13 protein-coding genes are annotated in these 19,739 nt (G+C 69.2%); 12 read left to right on the top strand and 1 reads right to left on the bottom strand.

The window, feature by feature from the left end:
• Positions 1-126 precede the first annotated feature (126 nt).
• From ACYVOO_RS10655 to ACYVOO_RS10625, 7 genes are all read left to right on the top strand, one after another.
• Entirely contained in the window at positions 127-2,679 is a 2,553-nt protein-coding gene (locus ACYVOO_RS10655; RefSeq protein WP_461015403.1) for an ABC transporter family substrate-binding protein, read from the top strand.
• Positions 2,680-2,844: 165 nt separating this feature from the next.
• A complete protein-coding gene (gene typA, locus ACYVOO_RS10650) occupies positions 2,845-4,716 on the top strand; it encodes a translational GTPase TypA (protein ID WP_461015402.1) in 1,872 nt (623 codons plus the stop codon).
• Between the two features lie 197 nt (positions 4,717-4,913).
• Positions 4,914-6,545 (top strand): peptide ABC transporter substrate-binding protein, encoded by a 1,632-nt coding sequence (locus ACYVOO_RS10645; RefSeq protein WP_461015401.1) that lies wholly within the window; start codon positions 4,914-4,916, stop codon positions 6,543-6,545.
• A 6-nt stretch (positions 6,546-6,551) separates the two neighbouring features.
• On the top strand, positions 6,552-7,475 hold the full coding sequence (locus ACYVOO_RS10640) for an ABC transporter permease (protein ID WP_461015400.1): 924 nt from the start codon (positions 6,552-6,554) through the stop codon (positions 7,473-7,475).
• Between the two features lie 47 nt (positions 7,476-7,522).
• Entirely contained in the window at positions 7,523-8,527 is a 1,005-nt protein-coding gene (locus tag ACYVOO_RS10635; RefSeq protein WP_461015399.1) for an ABC transporter permease, read from the top strand.
• 11 nt (positions 8,528-8,538) lie between these two features.
• On the top strand, positions 8,539-9,519 hold the full coding sequence (locus ACYVOO_RS10630) for an ABC transporter ATP-binding protein (protein ID WP_461015398.1): 981 nt from the start codon (positions 8,539-8,541) through the stop codon (positions 9,517-9,519).
• On the top strand, positions 9,509-10,627 hold the full coding sequence (locus ACYVOO_RS10625) for an ABC transporter ATP-binding protein (RefSeq protein WP_461015397.1): 1,119 nt from the start codon (positions 9,509-9,511) through the stop codon (positions 10,625-10,627). The genes ACYVOO_RS10630 and ACYVOO_RS10625 overlap by 11 nt, the downstream gene beginning before the upstream one ends.
• Before the next feature lie 1,148 nt (positions 10,628-11,775).
• On the opposite strand, the gene ACYVOO_RS10620 is transcribed toward ACYVOO_RS10625, so the two are convergent.
• A complete protein-coding gene (locus ACYVOO_RS10620) occupies positions 11,776-12,810 on the bottom strand; it encodes a hypothetical protein (protein WP_461015396.1) in 1,035 nt (344 codons plus the stop codon).
• A 493-nt stretch (positions 12,811-13,303) separates the two neighbouring features.
• On the opposite strand from ACYVOO_RS10620, the gene ACYVOO_RS10615 reads away from it, so the two are divergent.
• From ACYVOO_RS10615 to ACYVOO_RS10595, 5 genes are all read left to right on the top strand, one after another.
• A complete protein-coding gene (locus tag ACYVOO_RS10615) occupies positions 13,304-14,347 on the top strand; it encodes an ABC transporter permease (RefSeq protein ID WP_461015395.1) in 1,044 nt (347 codons plus the stop codon).
• Between the two features lie 88 nt (positions 14,348-14,435).
• Complete coding sequence (locus ACYVOO_RS10610; protein WP_461015394.1) at positions 14,436-16,229, top strand: ABC transporter substrate-binding protein; 1,794 nt, start codon at positions 14,436-14,438, stop codon at positions 16,227-16,229.
• Between the two features lie 114 nt (positions 16,230-16,343).
• Entirely contained in the window at positions 16,344-17,321 is a 978-nt protein-coding gene (locus tag ACYVOO_RS10605) for an ABC transporter permease (RefSeq protein WP_461015393.1), read from the top strand.
• 10 nt (positions 17,322-17,331) lie between these two features.
• Positions 17,332-18,405, top strand: coding sequence for an ABC transporter ATP-binding protein (locus tag ACYVOO_RS10600; RefSeq protein WP_461015392.1), 1,074 nt, complete (start codon positions 17,332-17,334; stop codon positions 18,403-18,405).
• Positions 18,406-18,420: 15 nt separating this feature from the next.
• Positions 18,421-19,548: an ABC transporter ATP-binding protein gene (locus tag ACYVOO_RS10595; protein WP_461015391.1), complete on the top strand. Its 1,128-nt coding sequence runs from the start codon at positions 18,421-18,423 to the stop codon at positions 19,546-19,548.
• Positions 19,549-19,739: the final 191 nt, after the last annotated feature.

Genomic DNA, 19,739 nt, shown 5'->3' with positions numbered 1-19,739 from the left:
TGCCTCCGCGATGAAGGGGAAGGGCTCGCATTCAGTGGGGCAAAAGATGTGATGAGCCGCTAAAGCCGCCAAATGTGGACAAGCATGGGTGAGCGGCCAGCCCGGGAGGTTACTGCCATGCCAGCCGTGCCAGCCATCGATACCGTCGCTCGGCGCTACGTCGCCGTTCTCGCGGCCGGTGCGCTGCTCCCTCTCGCCGGGTGCAGCTCCACCACGGAGGACTCCGCCGGGGGCGCGACGGGCGCCGCCCGTGACGTGCCCACCGCCTCGCGCGCGCAGGTCGCCGAGGGCGGGACGCTGCGGTGGGCGGTGGACAGCGTGCCGCAGACGTTCAACACGTACCAGCCCGATGCCGACGCCACGACGGACCGCGTCGCGGGCGCCACCCTGCCCTCGCTGTTCACCCTGGACGAGAAGGCCAGGCCGCAGGCCAACAAGGACTACCTCGTCTCGGCCAAGGTCACGGCGAGCAAGCCCCGTCAGACCGTCGTCTACAAGCTGAACCCGAAGGCGAAGTGGAACGACGGGCGCTCGCTGGGCGCCAAGGACTTCGTCGCGCAGTGGAAGGCGCTGAACGGCAGGCACGGCGCGTACTGGTCGGCCCGCAACGCCGGGTACAACCGCATCGCGAAGATCGGCAAGGGTCCCGGCGCGCACCAGGTCAAGGTCGTGTTCGGGAAGCCGTACGCGGACTGGCAGTCACTCTTCGCGCCGCTCTACCCGAAGTCCGCGATGCGCGGGCCCCACGCCTTCAACCAGGGCTCCCGCAAGAAGCTCCCCGTCTCCGCCGGGCCCTTCAAGCTGAGCCGGGTGAGCAAGGCGAGCCGGTCCGTGAGCCTCGTGCGCGACCCCGCGTGGTGGGGCGAGCGGGCCAAGCTGGACAGGATCAGGCTGAAGGCGGTGCCCCGTGCCAAGCGCGCGGCGGCCCTGGAGGGGCACAAGCTGGACCTCGCCGAGGTCGACGGCGGCGTCGCGCAGCTCGTCTCCGCCGCCAATGCCTCGTCGAAGAACGGCGACCAGGCCGACAAGCAGCTTCCCCAGCGCGGCGCCCCCTCAGCCCCCGGTGAGGCGGGTCACGCGGCACGGGGCGGCGAGGGCGGCGAGGGTGGCGAGAACATCACGCCCAGGGAGCCGGGCCAGGAGCCCCGCTTCGTCAGCGGGCAGCGCGCGGCCGACTCGCTGCACGCCTGGGCCGACGCGCACCTGTCGGAGAAGGCCCGCAAGGAGGCGCGCGAGGAGGCCCGCAAGGCGGAGCGCGCCGAGCGCGAGAAGGCCGCGAAACAGCGCGCGAAGGCCAAGGCGCTGGCGGCCCAGCAGCGCCAGTTGCGCGGCTACACCCTGCGCAAGGCCCTCGACCCGGCCTACACCCAGCTCGCGCTGAACGGCGCCGAGGGCCCGCTGGCCGACGAGCGCGTACGGCGCGCCGTCGCCCGCGCCATCGACCGCGAGGCCCTGGCCGAGCAGGCGCTCAGCGACAGCGGGCTCCCCGCGAAGCCGCTGGGCAGCCACCTGCGCATGGTCGACCAGCACGGATACAGCGACAACAGCGCCGCGATCGGCAAGAGGGACGTCGAGTCGGCGCAGAGCCTCCTCGGCGAGGCGGGCTGGAAGGGCGGCCCGGCCCAGCCCCCCGCGGGCGCCGACGGCAACGGCGACGGCGACGGCAAGCAGGCCGGGACGGGCCACGGTGACGCCGGGGCGGGCGAGGCGGGCGACCAGTACGCCGGTACGGACGACAAGCCCCGCGCAGCCGCCGCACAGGACGACGGCAAGCCCGCCGCACGCCACGACGCCCCCGACGGCTCCACCGGTGCCCACCCCAAGAGCGGCACGGGCCCCGAGCGCGTAGCCCCCCGCCCTGCCCAGCCCCGCCCGCAGCACAGGACCGAGGCGGAGGCCGCCGCGGTCAGCGTCAGCGCCGAGGACGCCGCACGCGTCGAGGGCAAGCCGCTCAGCCCGGCAGCACTCGCCGCAGGCCAGCGCGCCGCGCTCCTCGTCCAGGCGGCCCGCGCCGAGCTGCGCCACGCCGTCTGGGAGGGCAGCCCCCGCAAGAAGCGCGTCGCCCGCGCCGCGCTCCGCGCCGCGCGGGACCAGCGGGCCACAGCCGACGAGCTGCGGCTGCTCTCCGGCGGCCGGGCCATGGCCGTCCGCACCAAGGACGGCAAGCCCCTCGCGCTGCGCTTCGTCCTCCCGGCAGGGCCTGGCTCCGGGCCGATCCGGGCCACGGGGGAGCGGATCGCGGACATGCTGAACGGCATCGGCGTGCGTACGCAGATCAAGAAGGTCGCGGACGAGAGCTACTTCAAGGACCACATCGCCGCTGGCGAGTACGACCTGGCCCTCTACTCCTGGCCCGCCTCCGCCTACCCCGCCACCGACGCCCGCCCGATCTTCGCCAAGCCGCGCCCCGCGGCCGATGGCTCGCTCTCCGTCGGGCACAACTACACCCGCGTCGGAACCGACCAGATCGACCAGCTCTTCGAGCAGGCGTCGGGCGAGCTGGACGAAGGGGAGCGCGACGAGCTGATCCGGCGCGCCGACGCCCGCATCTGGGCGGCGGCAGGGTCCGTCCCGCTCTACCAGCGCCCGCAGCTCGTCGCCACGAAGGACAAGGTCGTCAACGCCGGGGCCTTCGGTTTCCAGACGCCCCGTTACCAGGACATCGGATACGAGAAGTAGTCACCCGATCGCGCTACGCGGTCAGCATGAGGGCCCGGGGAGGCGTTGCCGCCCCGGGCCCGTACCATGGTTGACGAGGCCGCGGCGGATCAGCCCGGCAGGGCGCGCGAAAAAGAACCCAAAAGCACCGCGCCCCACCCACAACTCCGGGAGAAGCGCCGCAGCATGCCCACGCGCAATGACATCCGCAATGTCGCCATCGTCGCTCACGTCGACCACGGCAAGACCACCCTGGTCGACGCCATGCTCAAGCAGGCGGGCGCCTTCGCCGCGCACCAGCTCGAGTCCGTCGACGACCGCATGATGGACTCCAATGACCTGGAGCGCGAGAAGGGCATCACCATTCTCGCCAAGAACACCGCCGTCAAGTACCACCCCAAGGACGGCGGGGGCCCCATCGTCATCAACATCATCGACACCCCGGGTCACGCCGACTTCGGTGGCGAGGTCGAGCGCGGCCTGTCGATGGTGGACGCGGTCGTGCTGCTCGTGGACGCCTCCGAGGGTCCGCTGCCGCAGACCCGCTTCGTGCTCCGCAAGGCGCTGGAGGCCCGCCTCCCCGTCATCCTGTGCATCAACAAGACGGACCGCTCGGACTCGCGTATCTCCGCTGTCGTCGACGACACCTACGACCTCTTCCTCGACCTGGACGCGGACGAGGAGCAGATCGAGTTCCCGATCGTCTACGCCTGCGCGCGCGACGGCATCGCCTCGCTGACGCAGCCCGAGGACGGCACCGTCCCGGCTGACAGCGAGAACCTGGAGCCGTTCTTCAGCACGCTGCTGGAGACCGTCCCGGCGCCGACGTACGAGGAGGACGCGCCCCTCCAGGCGCACGTCACCAACCTGGACGCGGACAACTTCCTCGGCCGTATCGCGCTGCTGCGCGTCAAGAACGGCAAGCTGAAGAAGGGCCAGACCGTGGCCTGGATGAAGCGGGACAAGACCGTCCAGAACGTACGCATCACCGAGCTGCTGATGACGGACGCGCTCACCCGCAAGCCCGCCGAGGAGGCAGGGCCCGGCGACATCTGCGCCGTCGCCGGCATCCCGGACATCATGATCGGCGAGACGCTGGCCGACCCGGAGAACCCGGTCGCGCTGCCGCTGATCACGGTGGACGAGCCCGCGATCTCCATGACCATCGGTACGAACAACTCGCCGCTGGTCGGCAAGGGCGGCAAGGGCCACAAGGTCACCGCGCGCCTGGTCAAGGACCGCCTGGACCGCGAGCTGGTCGGCAACGTCTCGCTGCGCGTCCTGCCCACCGAGCGCCCCGACACCTGGGAGGTCCAGGGCCGCGGCGAGCTGGCGCTGGCCATCCTGGTGGAGACGATGCGCCGCGAGGGCTTCGAGCTGACCGTCGGCAAGCCCGAGGTCGTCACCCGCGAGATCGACGGCAAGCTGCACGAGCCCGTCGAGCGGATGACCATCGACGCGCCCGAGGAGCACATGGGCTCCATCACCCAGCTCATGGCGACGCGCAAGGGCCGCATGGAGACCATGACCAACCACGGGTCCGGCTGGATCCGCATGGAGTGGATCGTCCCGGCCCGCGGCCTGATCGGCTTCCGCACCGAGTTCCTGACGGAGACCCGCGGCACCGGCATCGCGCACTCCCTCTTCGAGGGGCACGAGCCGTGGTTCGGCGAGCTGCGCACCCGGCACAGCGGCTCGCTGGTCGCGGACCGCGCGGGCAAGGCGACGCCGTTCGCGATGATGAACCTCCAGGAGCGCGGCACGATCTTCATCGAGCCCGGTACCGAGGTGTATGAGGGCATGCTCGTCGGCGAGAACTCGCGTTCCGACGACATGGACGTCAACATCACCAAGGAAAAGAAGATGACCAACATGCGCGCGGCCTCGGCCGACACCACGGAGAACCTGGTGCCGCCGCGCAAGCTCTCGCTGGAGCAGGCGCTGGAGTTCTGCCGCGAGGACGAGTGCATCGAGGTCACCCCGGAGACGATCCGCATCCGCAAGGTGAACCTGGACCACAAGGAGCGCGCCCGCGCGGCTGCCCGCGCCAAGCGCTGACCGTCGGCCCGTAGTACGCACGCCTGAGGGCGGCTCCCGCATCGCGCGGGGGCCGCCCTTTTGCGTGGTGCGGTACGGCATACGGGGGTTTCTGCGCGTCCCGTCCCTCCCCTGGCGGCCCGGTGACCCGGGTTCTGGGGCGAAAAGAGTGTTATGTGGTTCTGAGTCATGACTTTCAGCACCACGGGAGGCACCTCATGCGCGGAGCCACGCGAGTCACAGGGGCCGTCGGATGTGCGGCCATCGTGCTGGCAGCCGCGGGATGCGGCGGAGGCGGCGGTGGGGGCGGGGACACGGGGACCCAGGACGGGGTCGTACGGGCCTTCTGGACGGACCCGCAGAACCCCATCGAGCCCGCCAACACCAACGAGGTGCAGGGCGGCAAGGTCCTGGACATGACCTTCCGCGGTCTCAAGCGCTACGACCCGGACACCGGCAAGGCCGAGAACGCCGTCGCCGAGTCCATCGAGACCAGCGACCAGCGGAACTTCACGGTGAAACTGGAGAAGGGCTGGAAGTTCTCCGACGGCACACCCGTGACGGCCAAGTCCTTCGTGGACGCGTGGAATTACGGGGCACTGGTCACCAACAAGCAGGTGAACTCGTACTTCTTTGAATACATCGAGGGGTACGAGGACGTTCACCCCGAAAAGGGCAAGCCGAAGGCGAAGAAGCTGTCCGGGCTCAAGGCCGAGGACAAGCACACCTTCACGGTGAAGCTCAACCAGAAGTTCTCCCTGTGGCCCGAAACGCTCGGCTACGCCGCCTACGCGCCGCTGCCGGAGAAGTTCTTCGAGGACCACGACGGCTGGCTGGAGAAGCCGGTCGGGAACGGCCCGTACAAGGTCGACTCGTACACCAAGGGACAGTCCATGAAGCTGTCCAGGAACGGGAAGTACGCGGGCCCGGACAAGCCGAAGAACAAGGGCGTCGAGCTGAAGGTCTACACCGACCAGAACACCGGATACACCGACCTCCAAGCGGGCAATCTCGACGTCGTCGACGAACTGCCCGCAGCGCAGCTCAAGAACGCGAAGAAGGACCTCGACGGGCGCTACATCAACCAGCCCGCGGGAATTCTCCAGACCGTCTCGCTGCCCCTCTACAAGAAGCAGTGGAAGGGCGAGAAAGCGCTGCTCGTGCGGCGCGGTCTGTCGATGGCCATCAACCGCGAAGAGGTCACCGAGAAGATCTACCACGGCACCCGCAAGCCCGCCACGGACCTCACCTCGCCCGTCCTCAAGGCCGCGGGCGGCTACAAGGCGGGCCTGTGCGGCGAGACCTGCACGTACAACCCGAAGAAGGCGCGGCAGCTCATCAAGCAGGGCGGCGGCCTCCCCGGCGGGAAGATCACCCTCACCTCGAACGTGGACACCGGCTCCCACCAGCAGTGGATGGAAGCCGTCTGCAACAGCATCAACGACACCCTCGGCAAGAGCAGCGCGTGCAGCGTCAACCCCGTCCCGACCTTCGGCGAATTCCGCAAGAACATCGCGGGCAAGAAGATGAAGGGCCTCTTCCGCACCGGCTGGCAGATGGACTATCCGCTCATCCAGAACTTCCTCCAGCCGCTCTACTACACCGACGCCTCCTCCAACGACTCCGGCTACTCCAGCTCCACCGTCGACAAGCTGATGGACGAGGCGAACGCGGCCCAGGAATCGGCGGCGATCGCCAAGTTCCAGGAGGCCGAGAAGCAGGTGCTCCGCGACCTTCCCGCCATTCCCCTCTGGTACCAGAACGGCAACGCGGGCTATTCGGACCGGGTGAGCGGCGTGCGGCTCAACCCCTTCTCCGTGCCGGTGTTCACCGACATCAAGGTCAAGTGAGGCTCCGTGGGGCGCTACGTCATCAGACGACTGCTCCAGATGATCCCGGTGTTCATCGGGACCACCTTTCTCATCTTCGTGATGGTCTACGCGGTCGGCGACCCCGTCAACGCCATGTTCGGGGACCGCGCGCCCGACCCGTCGACCGCGGCCCAGTTGCGCGCCGAGTTCAACCTCGACAAGCCCGTATGGCAGCAGTACCTGCTCTACATGGGAAAGATCTTCACCGGTGACTTCGGCAACGCCTTCAACGGCCAGCCCGTCACGGAACTCATGTCCACCGCCTTTCCCATCACGCTCCGGCTCACCCTCATCGCCATCGCCTTCGAGATCGTCATCGGCATCGTCCTCGGCGTGGTCACGGGGCTGCGCCGCGGCCGTCCCGTCGACACCACGGTGCTGATGCTCACCCTCGTCGTCATCTCCGTGCCGACGTTCGTGACCGGCACCCTCGCCCAGTTCGTGTTCGGCGTGAAGTGGGGCTGGATCCGGCCCGCCGTCTCGCCCGCGGCGCCCGCGGGCGAACTGCTGCTCCCCGGGCTCGTCCTCGCCCTCGTCTCCCTCGCCTACGTCACCCGGCTCACCCGCACCTCCATCGCGGAGAACGCGCGGGCCGACTACGTCCGTACGGCCGTCGCCAAGGGCCTCCCGCGCAGCCGCGTCACCGTGCGGCACCTGCTGCGCAACTCGCTGATCCCCGTCGTCACCTTCCTCGGTACCGACGTCGGCAACCTCATGGCAGGGGCCCTCGTCACCGAGCGGATCTTCAACATCCAGGGCGTCGGCTTCCAGCTCTGGCAGGGCATCGTGCGGCAGAACTCGCCGACCGTCGTGGGCTTCGTGACGATCCTCGTCATCGTCTTCCTCCTCGCGAACCTGCTCGTCGACCTCCTCTACGCCGTGCTCGACCCGAGGATCCGCTATGTCTGAACCCGCCTCCCCGCACCCGTACCCGCCCGTCGAGCGGGAGGTGGCACATGGCTGAGCGGCTGCCGGGGGACCCCGCCGCGCCGGGTGGCCCGCCCGCCATCGGCGGCGCCGGAGGCGCGCTGGACCTGGCCACGGAGGAGGCGGGCGAACTGCGCGGGGGCCCGCGCCCCGACGGAACCGGCGGCTCCGGAGGCCGCGAGCGGGCGCGGAGCCTGTGGTCCGACGCCTGGTACGACCTGCGCCGCAACCCCGTCTTCCTCATCGCCGGGCTGCTGATCCTCTTCCTCGTCCTCATCTCCCTGTGGCCAGGGCTCATCGCCAGCCGCGACCCGCTCTCCTGCCAACTGGGCAAGTCACTGAACGAGGCGTCATCGGGCCACTGGTTCGGCTACGACACCCAGGGCTGCGACGTCTACACCCGCGTCGTCTACGGCGCCCGCACCTCCGTCACCGTCGGCGTCTGCGCCACCCTCGGCGTCGCCGTGCTGGGCAGCGTGCTGGGCGGGCTCGCCGGATTCTTCGGGGGCTGGTGGGACGCGATCCTCTCCCGGATCACCGACATCTTCTTCGGCATCCCCATCGTGCTCGGCGGGCTGGTCTTCCTCTCCATGACCGGCAGCCGCTCCGTGTGGATCGTCGTCACCTTCATCGTCCTGCTGGGCTGGCCGCAGATCGCCCGCATCGCGCGCGGCTCCGTCATCACGGCCAAGCAGAACGACTACGTCCAGGCGGCCCGCGCCCTCGGCGCGGGCAACACCCGCATGCTCGTGCGGCACATCCTGCCCAACGCCGTCGCGCCCGTCATCGTGACCGCCACCATCGCGCTGGGCACGTACATCGCGCTCGAAGCCACCCTCAGCTACCTCGGCGTCGGCCTCCAGCCGCCCACCGTCTCCTGGGGCGCGGACATCTCCGCCGCCTCCCAGGGGATGCAGTTCCGCAACGCGCCGCACATCCTGCTCTACCCCGCCGCCGCGCTGAGCCTCACCGTGCTGGCCTTCATCATGCTCGGCGACGCGGTGCGCGACGCCCTCGATCCCAAGCTGCGCTGAGGGAGGCGTACGTGACACTGCTCGAAGTACGCGATCTGCACGTCGAGTTCCACACCCGCGACGGGATCGCCAAGGCCGTCAACGGCGTCAGCTACGAGGTCGCGGCGGGCGAGACCCTCGCCGTCCTCGGCGAGTCGGGCTCGGGCAAGTCGGTCACCGCGCAGGCCGTCATGGGCATCCTCGACGTCCCACCGGGGCGCATCACGGGCGGCGAGATCCTCTTCCAGGGCCAGGACCTGCTGAAACTCCCCGAGGAGGAGCGCCGCAAGGTACGGGGCGCCCGGATGGCCATGATCTTCCAGGACGCGCTCTCCTCCCTGAACCCGGTGCTGAGCGTCGGCTACCAGCTCGGCGAGATGTACCGCGTCCACCAGGGCACCTCGCGCAAGGAGGCCAGGGCCAGGGCCGTCGAGCTGATGGACCGGGTCCGCATCCCCGCCGCGCGGGAGCGCGTCAACGACTACCCGCACCAGTTCAGCGGCGGCATGCGCCAGCGCATCATGATCGCGATGGCGCTGGCGCTCGAACCCGAACTGATCATCGCCGACGAGCCGACGACGGCGCTCGACGTCACCGTCCAGGCCCAGGTCATGGACCTGCTCGCGGAGCTACAGCGCGAGTACCGCATGGGCCTGATCCTGATCACCCACGACCTCGGCGTCGTCGCCGACGTCGCCGACCGCATCGCCGTCATGTACGCGGGCCGCATCGTGGAACGCGCGCCCGTACGGGAGCTGTACGCCGCACCGGCCCACCCGTACACCAGGGGCCTGCTCGACTCCATCCCGCGCGTCGACCAGAAGGGCCGGGAACTGAACGCGGTCAAGGGCCTGCCGCCCAGCCTCCTCAGCATCCCGCCCGGCTGCGCCTACAACCCCCGCTGCCCCATGGCGCGCCCCGTCTGCCGCACGGATGAGCCGCCCCTGTACGAGGTGACCGAGGACCGCGCCAGCGCCTGCCACTTCTGGAAGGAGATGCTCGATGCACCGTGACAGCTCCGGCCGGAAAGAGGCCCGCGAGGAGGGCGAGACGGCGCGGAAGCTGCTCGCGAGGTCCCGCGCCGAGACGGCCTACGCGGCGGGCGAGCCGATCCTTGAGGTACGCGACCTGGTCAAACACTTCCCGCTCACCCAGGGCGTCGTCCTCAAACGCCAGGTCGGCGCCGTCAAGGCCGTGGACGGCGTCTCCTTCGACCTGCGGCGCGGCGAGACCCTCGGCATCGTCGGGGAGTCGGGGTGCGGCAAGTCCACCGTCGCCAAGCTGGTCACCAGCTTGGAGGCGCCGACGGCCGGCGAGATCCGCTTCAAGGGCGAGGACATCACGCGGCTGTCCGGCAAGGCGCTCAAGGCCGTGCGGCGCAACATCCAGATGGTCTTCCAGGACCCGTACACCTCGCTGAACCCGAGGATGACGGTCGGCGACATCATCGGCGAGCCCTTCGAGATCCACCCCGAGGTCGCGCCCAAGGGGGACCGGCGGCGCAAGGTCCAGGAGCTGCTCGACGTGGTCGGGCTGAACCCCGAGTACATCAACCGGTACCCGCACCAGTTCAGCGGCGGGCAGCGCCAGCGCATCGGGATCGCCCGTGGCCTCGCGCTGCGCCCCGAGATCATCGTCGCCGACGAGCCGGTCTCGGCCCTCGACGTCTCCGTCCAGGCCCAGGTCGTCAACCTCATGGACCGGCTCCAGGACGAGTTCGACCTCTCGTACATGTTCATCGCGCACGACCTGTCCGTCGTGCGGCACATCTCCGACCGGGTCGGGGTGATGTACCTCGGGAGGATCGTCGAGATCGGGTCCGACAGCGCGATCTACGAGCATCCGACGCATCCCTACACGCAGGCGCTGCTCTCGGCCGTGCCCGTTCCCGATCCCGCGGCGGAGGCCCGACGGGAGCGGATCGTCCTGGAAGGGGACGTCCCCTCTCCGGCCGACCCGCCCTCCGGGTGCCGCTTCCGCACCCGGTGCTGGAAGGCCCAACAGCGCTGCGTGGACCTCGAACCCCCACTCACGGTCCCACCCGAGTTCGCCTCCACCTCCGCCTCTGCTCCGGCCCACCACCCCTCGGCCTGCCACTTCCCGGAGGACCGCGCGATGTGAGGCCCCGCTTCACGGGGGTGTTGCGCGGGACGGGTCCCCTCTCAGGTGGGCACCGTAGGGTCCCGCGCTGATTTTTGTGCCGCAGCACGGGGCGCGGGGCGCTGGGCTGGGCGCCGCTTCCGGGTGCGGCTGTGTGGCTTCGGCGCGGCCTATGGACCGGTACGACGCGGCTTGCGCCGCGTGATTCATGGTGGCGACCGTGGTTGTGGGCGCGTGGGTGCGGGGTGTCCGGTGCCGCGCCGGGGTGTCTCCTCGGCGTGAAGCTTTCGTCGTCAGCTTTCCGCCGTCGTTCGTCTCGACCTGCGGGGACACCCCACCACGTCCCCGTCCCGCCGGTGGCCCACCACCTGCTCCGGGTCGGCTGACGCCCACCCCCCTTCGCGGGGTGCGACTCCTTGCCATGCGGCGGCACGAAAACCAGCGCGGGACCCTACGGTTCCCGCTTCACGGGCCGACCGTCCCGCGCAACTCCCCTTGTCGGGGGTGCGCCTATCCGGTTGCCCCCTGGGGTTTCGTTCGCGTGCTGCGGGCCGGTGGCACGGGTTGTGCCCACCCTCCCCCAGCTACCGCTGGGAGGTGCCCCCTCGCCGAGCGGGACGCTTGCCCACAAAGGTGGGGTGGGCCGCCGTCGTCGGCTTCCGGCGGCAGGGGTGGGCCCTTCCGGCACGGTGCCGGAGGCGGGCGCACCACGGTGGTGGAGCCGTCGTCGACAGTTCCCCCAACAGGGGCGGAGCCCCTCCGGTACGGCACCGGTCCACAGCATGGGAACAAGCGGAGGGGGCACCGGCCGAGAGTTGGCCACCGGGTGGGAGGGGACGCTGTGCAGGCAGCCGAAAAGCCGACCCGCACTTGTCGCCGCCCGAGGAGACACCCCGGCGCGGCACCGACCCCCACCACACAGGCACCCCGCGATCACCGGCCCGAGCCAAGAATCACGCGGCGCAAGCCGCGAACAACCGGTCCACACGCCGCGCCGAAGCCACCGGCCAGGCACCCGAACACGGCGCCCCGCCACACGACCGCGCCCCCGTGCTGCGGCACAAAAATCAGCGCGGGACCCTACAGTGCGCACCACACCGGCGAACCGTCCCGCGCAACCACCCCGTGAAGCGGGAACCCCTCGTTTCCTTCCGCACCCCGCGAAGGGGTTACGCACCCCGCGAAGGGAACCCCGTGTTGGGGCCGTAGTCGCGGAGTGGGGCCTCCTCGTCGCGTGCCGCCCGCGCGGCGAGAGCGCCCAGCACGAGAAGCCCCGCCACCACCTCGAACACCGCGGTGCCGACCCGCAACCGTTCCTGGACGCTCAGCTCCCCGAACCCGTCGAAGAGGTTCATCTTCACCGCGTACGACACATAGAAGACCCCCGCACCCAGCACCCCCGCCCCCACGGTCATCCCCAGCGGACGCGCGTACGTCGCGTGCGCCACAGCCGCCACCGCCGCGGCCAGCGCGAGCACGGCCAGCGCCCAGCTGTTCCAGCTGCTGGGCACCGCGAGCAGCGTGACGAGGGCGCGTTCGCCGGTGAGGGCGCGGTGGTAGAGGCCCCAGCCCTGGTCGAGCCACCAGTGGATCTCCCAGGCCGCGAGCACCCCCGCAGCGCCGCCCAGCAGCAGGAACGCGACGACGCCCCCGCCCCGGGTGGGCCGCGCGGGCCCCTCCGCGCCGGACCCCGGGTCGCCGGCCCCGTACCCGTATCCGGTCCCGTACCCGTTTCCGTACCCCTGCCCGTAGCCGACCGTCACGGGCCGCCGCCCCGCCGCCGCGATGACGACGAGCACCACGCCGAGCACGAGCATGGCGATCACGCTGTAGAGGGCCGTGTCGCGGAGGGCGTCGTCGACGCCCTGCATCCAGTCGGCGTTGAGGTTCCAGAGGCTGGGGACGCGCAGCAGGACGGTCAGGACGCCCGTCGCGGCGAGGATGCCCGCCGAGGCGGAGGAGCGGACGGCGGTGACGGCGCAGACCACGTACAGGACGAGGAGCGTCGGCTCCACGGCCGAGGTCGCCCAGAGCCCGTCGGCAGCGCGCGCCGGGAGGCCCGACCACATCCACCACACGTCGGCGACCTCGGTGGCGGCGACGAAGTCGCGGATGATCCAGCCGAGGCTGAGGAGGGCGAGCACGGCGAGCGCGACGGCGCCCGATATGCGTGCGCCGCGCGCGAGTGTCTTGTCCTGGCCCATGCCCGGCTCCCCGTGGATGCGGATAGCGGTGTCCGGGACCTACCCATGGACGGCCGCGACGACTAGCTTTCCACAGCGGAACGAGGAACACAGGAGCGGCACAGGCGAGGGTGCTTCGTCCCTGTCCGGGTGACCGGCCGGGGCGGCATGGCCCGACCCGGCCGGTCTACGGCACCCGCACGGCCGTACGGAGTTCAGAGTGCAAGGTCCGTATATCGGTACTGCGACGGCTGAGTTGCGGGAGCGTTAACGCGTTTGTTGATGCTTTATTCAGATATGTCCGTTCAGCCCGGACGCCGTCAAGCACGCTCGGACCTCAATCTGCAAAACCTTCGCTCAAGATGCGCTCCAAGCGCACAGACTGCGTCCAAGACCTCTTGACTGGGCACTTATTCGCTTGCAAAAGTCCGCTCAACCCACTCATGCCCGCGGCACCCTACAGATGCCAACGAAACGGGCTCCGGCGAGAATTGAGCGCGGGGGCGCAAAACAGATGACGAGTCCTTCCCAGGCCGCGATGGCCGGGGCCGACACCCCAGGCCCCGGTGACGTCGGCCTGAGCACGGAGCAGGTCGGCAAGAACGGCAAGAACGGCCCGCTCGTAGGCCGGTCTCCCGGCCAACTGATGTGGATGCGCTTCAAGCGCGACCGTACGGGCGTGATCTCCGCGTGCATCGTCATCGCCTTCTTTGCGATCGCAGCGCTCGCCCCCGTGATCTCGTGGCTGTACGGCAAGGATCCGTACACCCGCTACGGGCAGGAGCGCCCCGGCCTCCTCAACGAGAACGGCTTCCCGATCAAGCCGAACGGCGGCATCGACGGCGAGTTCTGGTTCGGCCTCGAACCGGGGCTGGGCCGCGACGTCTTCATGCAGCTCGTCTACGGCATGCGGACCTCGCTGACGCTGGTCATCGTGATCACGCTCCTGTCCGTGGCCACCGCGATCGTCATCGGTGTGGCGGGGGGCTACTTCGGCGGCCGGACGGACTACTTCCTGGGCCGGCTCACCGACCTGATGATGTCGTTCCCCAACCAGCTCTTCTTCGTCGCCTTCACGCCCGTCATCGCGGCCCTGATGGTCGATCCGCAGGACCGCATGCCGACGTGGCTACGCGCGTCAGTCCTCATCTTCGTGATGTGGCTGCTGGGCTGGATGACCCTCGCCCGGCTGCTGCGCGGGCAGGTCCTCTCGCTGCGCGAGCGCGAGTTCGTCGAGGCGGCGAAGGTCGCGGGCACCCCTCCCTGGCGGATCATCCGCAAGGAGCTGCTGCCGAACGTGGTGACACCCATCCTGGTGCAGTCGACGTACATGCTGCCGAACTTCGTCACCGCCATCGCGGGGCTGTCGTTCCTCGGCGTCGGCATGCTGGAGCCCACTCCCGACTGGGGCCGGATGTTCGCCACGGGCGCCGATGTCTACCAGAGCGACATCACCTACATGTTCTTCCCGGGCGGCGCGATGGTCATCTTCATCGTTGCGTTCAACCTGCTTGGGGACTCGGTCAGGGACGCCTTCGACCCGAAGTCGGGTCGGTGACGACCGAGCGGAGGGGGGTGCTGCCACCCCGGCTCGCATCAGTCAGGCAGCAGCAACGGACAACCGACAGGCAGGTGCAGAGAACACCATGAGCGGATTCAGCATGCGCAGAGCGCGCGCCTCGATAGTGGCGCTCACGTCGGGGGCGCTGCTCCTCACGGCGTGCAGCAGCGGCGGCGGGGGCGGCGACGAGGGCGTCGGCAAGGACGACGCCAAGAACCAGCAGGTGTCGTACGAGTTCGGCGACGCGAAGGACTCGACGGGCCCCGCCCCGGCCGTCAAGGGCGCCCAGAAGGGCGGCGCGCTCACCGTCTACCAGCGCGACAGCTTCGCGCACCTCGACCCCGCCCAGATCTACGTCAGCGACGAAGGCGCCATGTCGACGCTGATCCACCGGCGGCTGACGAGCTACCAGCGCGACGCCGACGGCAACTACACCGTGGTCGGCGACCTCGCCAAGGACAGCGGCAAGTCGTCGGACGGCGGCAAGACCTGGACGTACGAGCTGAAGGACGGCGTGAAGTGGGAGGACGGCTCGGAGATCACCTCCAAGGACGTCCGCCACACCTTTGAGCGCCAGTTCGCGCCCTTCATCTCCGAGGGCCCGACGTTCATCCAGCAGTGGCTGGCCGACACCAAGGGCACGGACTACCGCAAGCTGCTCAAGGACGGCCCCTACAAGGGCGACCACCTGCCGGACAGCGTCCTGGAGACGCCGGACGACAAGACCATCGTCTTCCACTTCAAGACCCCGCAGCCCGACATGCCCTACGCGCTCGGCATGGCCGGATACTCCATCGTCCAGGAGAAGGGCGACACGAAGGAGAAGTACGACAAGGCGCCGGTGACCTCCGGTCCGTACAAGATCGAGTCCTTCAAGTCCGGCAAGAGCATGAAGCTCGTGCGGAACGAGGAGTGGGACGCGAAGACGGACCCGGTGCGCCACCAGTACGTCGACTCGTTCAACATCCAGTTCGGCGTCTCCTTCGAGGACTCCACCAAGCGGCTCGCCTCGGACAGCGAGGAGAACAAGACCGCGGTGAGCTTCACCAACCAGGTGGACGCCTCCAGCATGCAGACGGTGCGCAGCGACGCCGACGTCAAGAAGCGCTCGCTCTCCGGCTACCAGCCGTACGTCGGCAAGGTCGCCTTCAACATGGACCGGCTCAAGGACAAGAAGGTCCGCGAGGCCATCGCCTACGCGCTGCCCTCGCAGTCCCTGGTGCAGGCGTTCGGCGGCTCCGGCGGCGGCGAGGCGGCGGGCAACTACCTGAGCCCCACCGTCGCGGGCCACACGGACTCCGACCCCTACGGGAAGATCAAGAACCCGCAGGGTGACGTCAAGAAGGCCAAGAAGCTCCTCAAGGAAGCCGGCAAGACCGGCATGAAGCTGACCTTCGCCTACCAGAACGCGCCCGAGTGGCAGAAGTTCTCCGTGGCCGCCGAGGACAACCTCAAGAAGGCCGGGTTCGACGTCCAGCTCAAGGACATCGTCGCCGACACCTGGTACGACCAGATCGGCAAGATCAAGAACAACTACGACATGTACCACGCGTCCTGGGGCGCCGACTGGCCGAGCGCCAGCACCGTGATCCCGCCGACGCTGGACGGCCGTCAGATCCAGGACGGCGCCGCGAACTACTCGCACTACAACAACGAGGCCATGAACAAGGAGATGGACCGCATCTCCGAGATGACCGACAAGGACAAGGCCGCCAAGGAGTGGGCGAAGCTCTCGGACAAGATCCTCAAGGAGGACCTGCCCGAGGTTCCGCTGATGTACTACAAGCAGATCCAGCTCCACGGCTCGAAGGTCGGCGGTGCCGTGATGAACAACGTCATCAGCGCCATCGACCCGACCCAGCTCTACATCAAGAAGTAACCACCGCACCCAGCGGGGTTACACGCGGCCGATGTGGTGCCCGCCCTGACCGGGCGGGCACCACCGGCCCGTTCACTGCCTCGATTCCGCTGCCCACGAGAGCTGCGTTCCGTCATGCTTCGTTTCCTCACCCGCCGGATGTCCGGCGCGATCGTGATCTTGTTGATCATCAGCGCGGTCACGTTCTTCCTCTTCTACGCCGTACCGCGCGACCCCGCGATGCTGGCCTGCGGCAAGAACTGCACGCCTGACGCGCTGGAGGTCATCCGGAAGAACATGGGCATCGACAAGCCCATCCCCGTGCAGTACTGGGAGTTCATGTCGGGCATCGTGTCCGGCCGCGACTTCGCGCAGGGCCCCTGCCCCGCGCCCTGCTTCGGCTACTCGTTCGCGAGCCAGGACCCGGTCTGGTCGACCATCCTCGACCGCTTCCCGACCACGGTCTCGCTCACGGCGGGCGGCGCGGTCGTCTTCCTGTTCATCGGTCTGGGCGCCGGCATGGTCGCCGCCTGGAAGCGCGGCACGATCATCGACAAGATCTTCAGCACCGGCTCTCTCGTGCTCAGCTCGTTGCAGATCTACTTCATCGGCCCCCTGGTCCTCGCGCTCCTCGTCTACAACATGGGGATCCTCGACCAGCCGAAGTACGTCCCCCTGAGCGAGGACCCCGGCGGCTGGTTCATGGGCCTGCTCATCCCGTGGCTGGTCATCCAGATCATCTTCACCGCGAACTACACCCGTCTGTCGCGGTCCTCGATGATCGAGCAGCTCCAGGAGGACCACGTCCGTACGGCCAAGGCCAAGGGCATGTCGTCCCGGACGGTGTTCTTCCGCTACGCCTGGCGCGGCTCCCTGATCCCCATCGTCACCATCTTCGGCGTGGACCTCGGGTCCCTGCTGGGCGGCGCGATGATCACGGAGTGGACGTTCTCGCTGCCCGGCATCGGCAGGCTGGCCGTCGAATCCGTCCAGAACACCGACCTTCCGATGGTGATGGGCGTGATGCTCTTCTCCGCCACCTTCATCATCCTCTTCAACGTCATCGTGGACGCCGCCTACGCGTTCATCGATCCTCGCGTGCGTCTGGCCTAGGAGAACCGCAGTGACCACCGTGACCAAGCAAGCGGACGTTCCGGCGCCGCGCGACGCGGGCTCCGACGAGGCGTTCCTCTCCGTACGCGACCTGTACGTGCACTTCAGCACCGAGGACGGCACCGTCAAGGCCGTCGACGGCCTCTCCTTCGACCTCGCACGGGGCAAGACCCTCGGCATCGTCGGCGAGTCCGGATCGGGCAAGTCGGTGACGAACCTGTCGATCCTCGGCCTGCACAACCCGCGCTCGACCGACGTCTCCGGCGAGATCCTCCTCGACGGGCAGGAGCTGACCGGAGCGCGCGAGAAGACCCTGGAGTCGCTGCGCGGCAACAAGATGGCGATGATCTTCCAGGATCCGCTGACCGCGCTCTCGCCGTACTACACCGTCGGCCGCCAGATCGCCGAGCCGTACCGCAAGCACATGGGCGTCTCCAAGCGCGAGGCCCATCTGCGCGCCGTCGAGATGCTCGACAAGGTCGGCATCCCGAACGCCAAGCTCCGCGTCAACGACTACCCGCACCAGTTCAGCGGCGGCATGCGCCAGCGCGCCATGATCGCCATGGCGCTGGTGTGCAACCCCGACCTCCTGATCGCCGACGAGCCGACGACGGCACTGGACGTCACCGTCCAGGCGCAGATCCTCGACCTCCTCAAGGACCTCCAGCAGGAGTTCGGCTCGGCGATCATCTTCATCACCCACGACCTGGGCGTCATCGCCAACGTCGCCGACGACATCCTCGTTATGTACGGGGGCCGCGCCGTGGAGCGCGGCACCGTCGGCGAGGTGCTGCGCGCGCCGCAGCACCCGTACACCTGGGGCCTGCTCACCTCCATGCCGAGGCTGAGCAGCGACGTGAACGAGGAACTGGTCCCCATCCCGGGCACCCCGCCGAGCCTCCTGTCCCCGCCCCCGGGCTGCCCGTTCAACCCGCGCTGCGGATACGTGGACGAGGTCCCCGGCGGCACGTCCTGCACCGCCGACAGGCCGCTGCTCCCCGCTGGACGCGGGGCCGCCTGCCACCTGACGGCCGAGCAGAAGAAGACCTTCTTCATCGAGCAGATCAAGCCCCGGCTGGGCTAGGGAGTACGAGAGACGATGAGCGACGAACTCACCCTGACCAAGCCCGAGCCCGAGGACGCCACGCCCAAGGGAACCCCGGGCGAACCCCTCCTGGAGGCCAAGGGGCTCACCAAGCACTTCCCGATCATGGGCGGCTTCCCCTTCAAACGGAAGGTCGGCGCCGTCCAGGCCGTGGACGGCATCGACATCACCGTGCACCAGGGCGAGAGCTTCGGCCTCGTCGGCGAGTCGGGCTGCGGCAAGTCCACCACCGGGCGCCTGCTGACCCGGCTGCTGGAGCCGACCGGCGGCACGATCTCGTACCGCGGCCAGGACATCAGCCACGCGACGCGCAAGCAGATGGCGCCCGTACGGTCCGAGATCCAGATGATCTTCCAGGACCCGTACTCGTCGCTGAACCCGCGGCAGACGGTCGGCAGCATCATCGGCGGGCCGATGGAGGTCAACGGCATCAACCCGCCCGGCGGCCGGGAGAAGCGCATCCGCGAACTCCTGGAGACCGTCGGCCTCAACCCCGAGCACTACAACCGCTTCCCGCACGAGTTCTCCGGCGGCCAGCGCCAGCGCATCGGGGTCGCCAGGGCACTGGCACTGGAACCCAAGCTGATCGTGGCCGACGAGCCCGTGTCAGCGCTCGACGTCTCCATCCAGGCGCAGGTCGTCAACCTCCTCCAGGAGGTCCAGCGCGAGATGGGCATCGCGTTCGTCTTCATCGCCCACGACCTCGCGATCGTCCGGCACTTCTCGCAGCGGCTCGCGGTGATGTACCTCGGCAAGATCGTCGAGGTCGGCGACCGCGACCAGATCTACACGCGTCCCCGGCACCCCTACACGCACGCGCTGCTCTCGGCCGTGCCGGAGGCGGTACTGACCGAGGGCGCGGAGGACGCACGCGAGCGCATCCGGCTGGCGGGCGACGTGCCCTCGCCGATCAACCCGCCCTCGGGGTGCCGGTTCCGCACCCGGTGCTGGAAGGCGCAGGACAAGTGCGCCCAGGAAGAGCCGCCGCTCATCCAGATCACCGGCAACGAGTCGGGCCACCTCACGGCATGCCACTTCCCCGAGGAGGGCTCGACCACGGCCCGCGACGAGGACGTCGTCCTGGACGCGGCCCTCCAGGCGATGGAGTCCAAGGAGTCGTAGCGGCTCCCTTCGCGGGGTGCGTAAGGGAACGGGGGGTTGCCGGTTCGCCGGGGGTGTTGCGCGGGACGGGTTGCCCTGTGCGGTGCGCACTGTAGGGTCCCGCGCTGATTTTTGCGCCGCGTCACGGGGGCGCTGCGCGTGTGGCTTGGCGCCGTGTTCGGGTGCGGGCCGGTGGCTACGGCGCGGCGTGT

This window comes from Streptomyces daliensis, from assembly GCF_054782395.1.
Note: the sequence above shows the minus strand (reverse complement) of the source record. Positions and strands in the feature narration are given on the sequence as shown.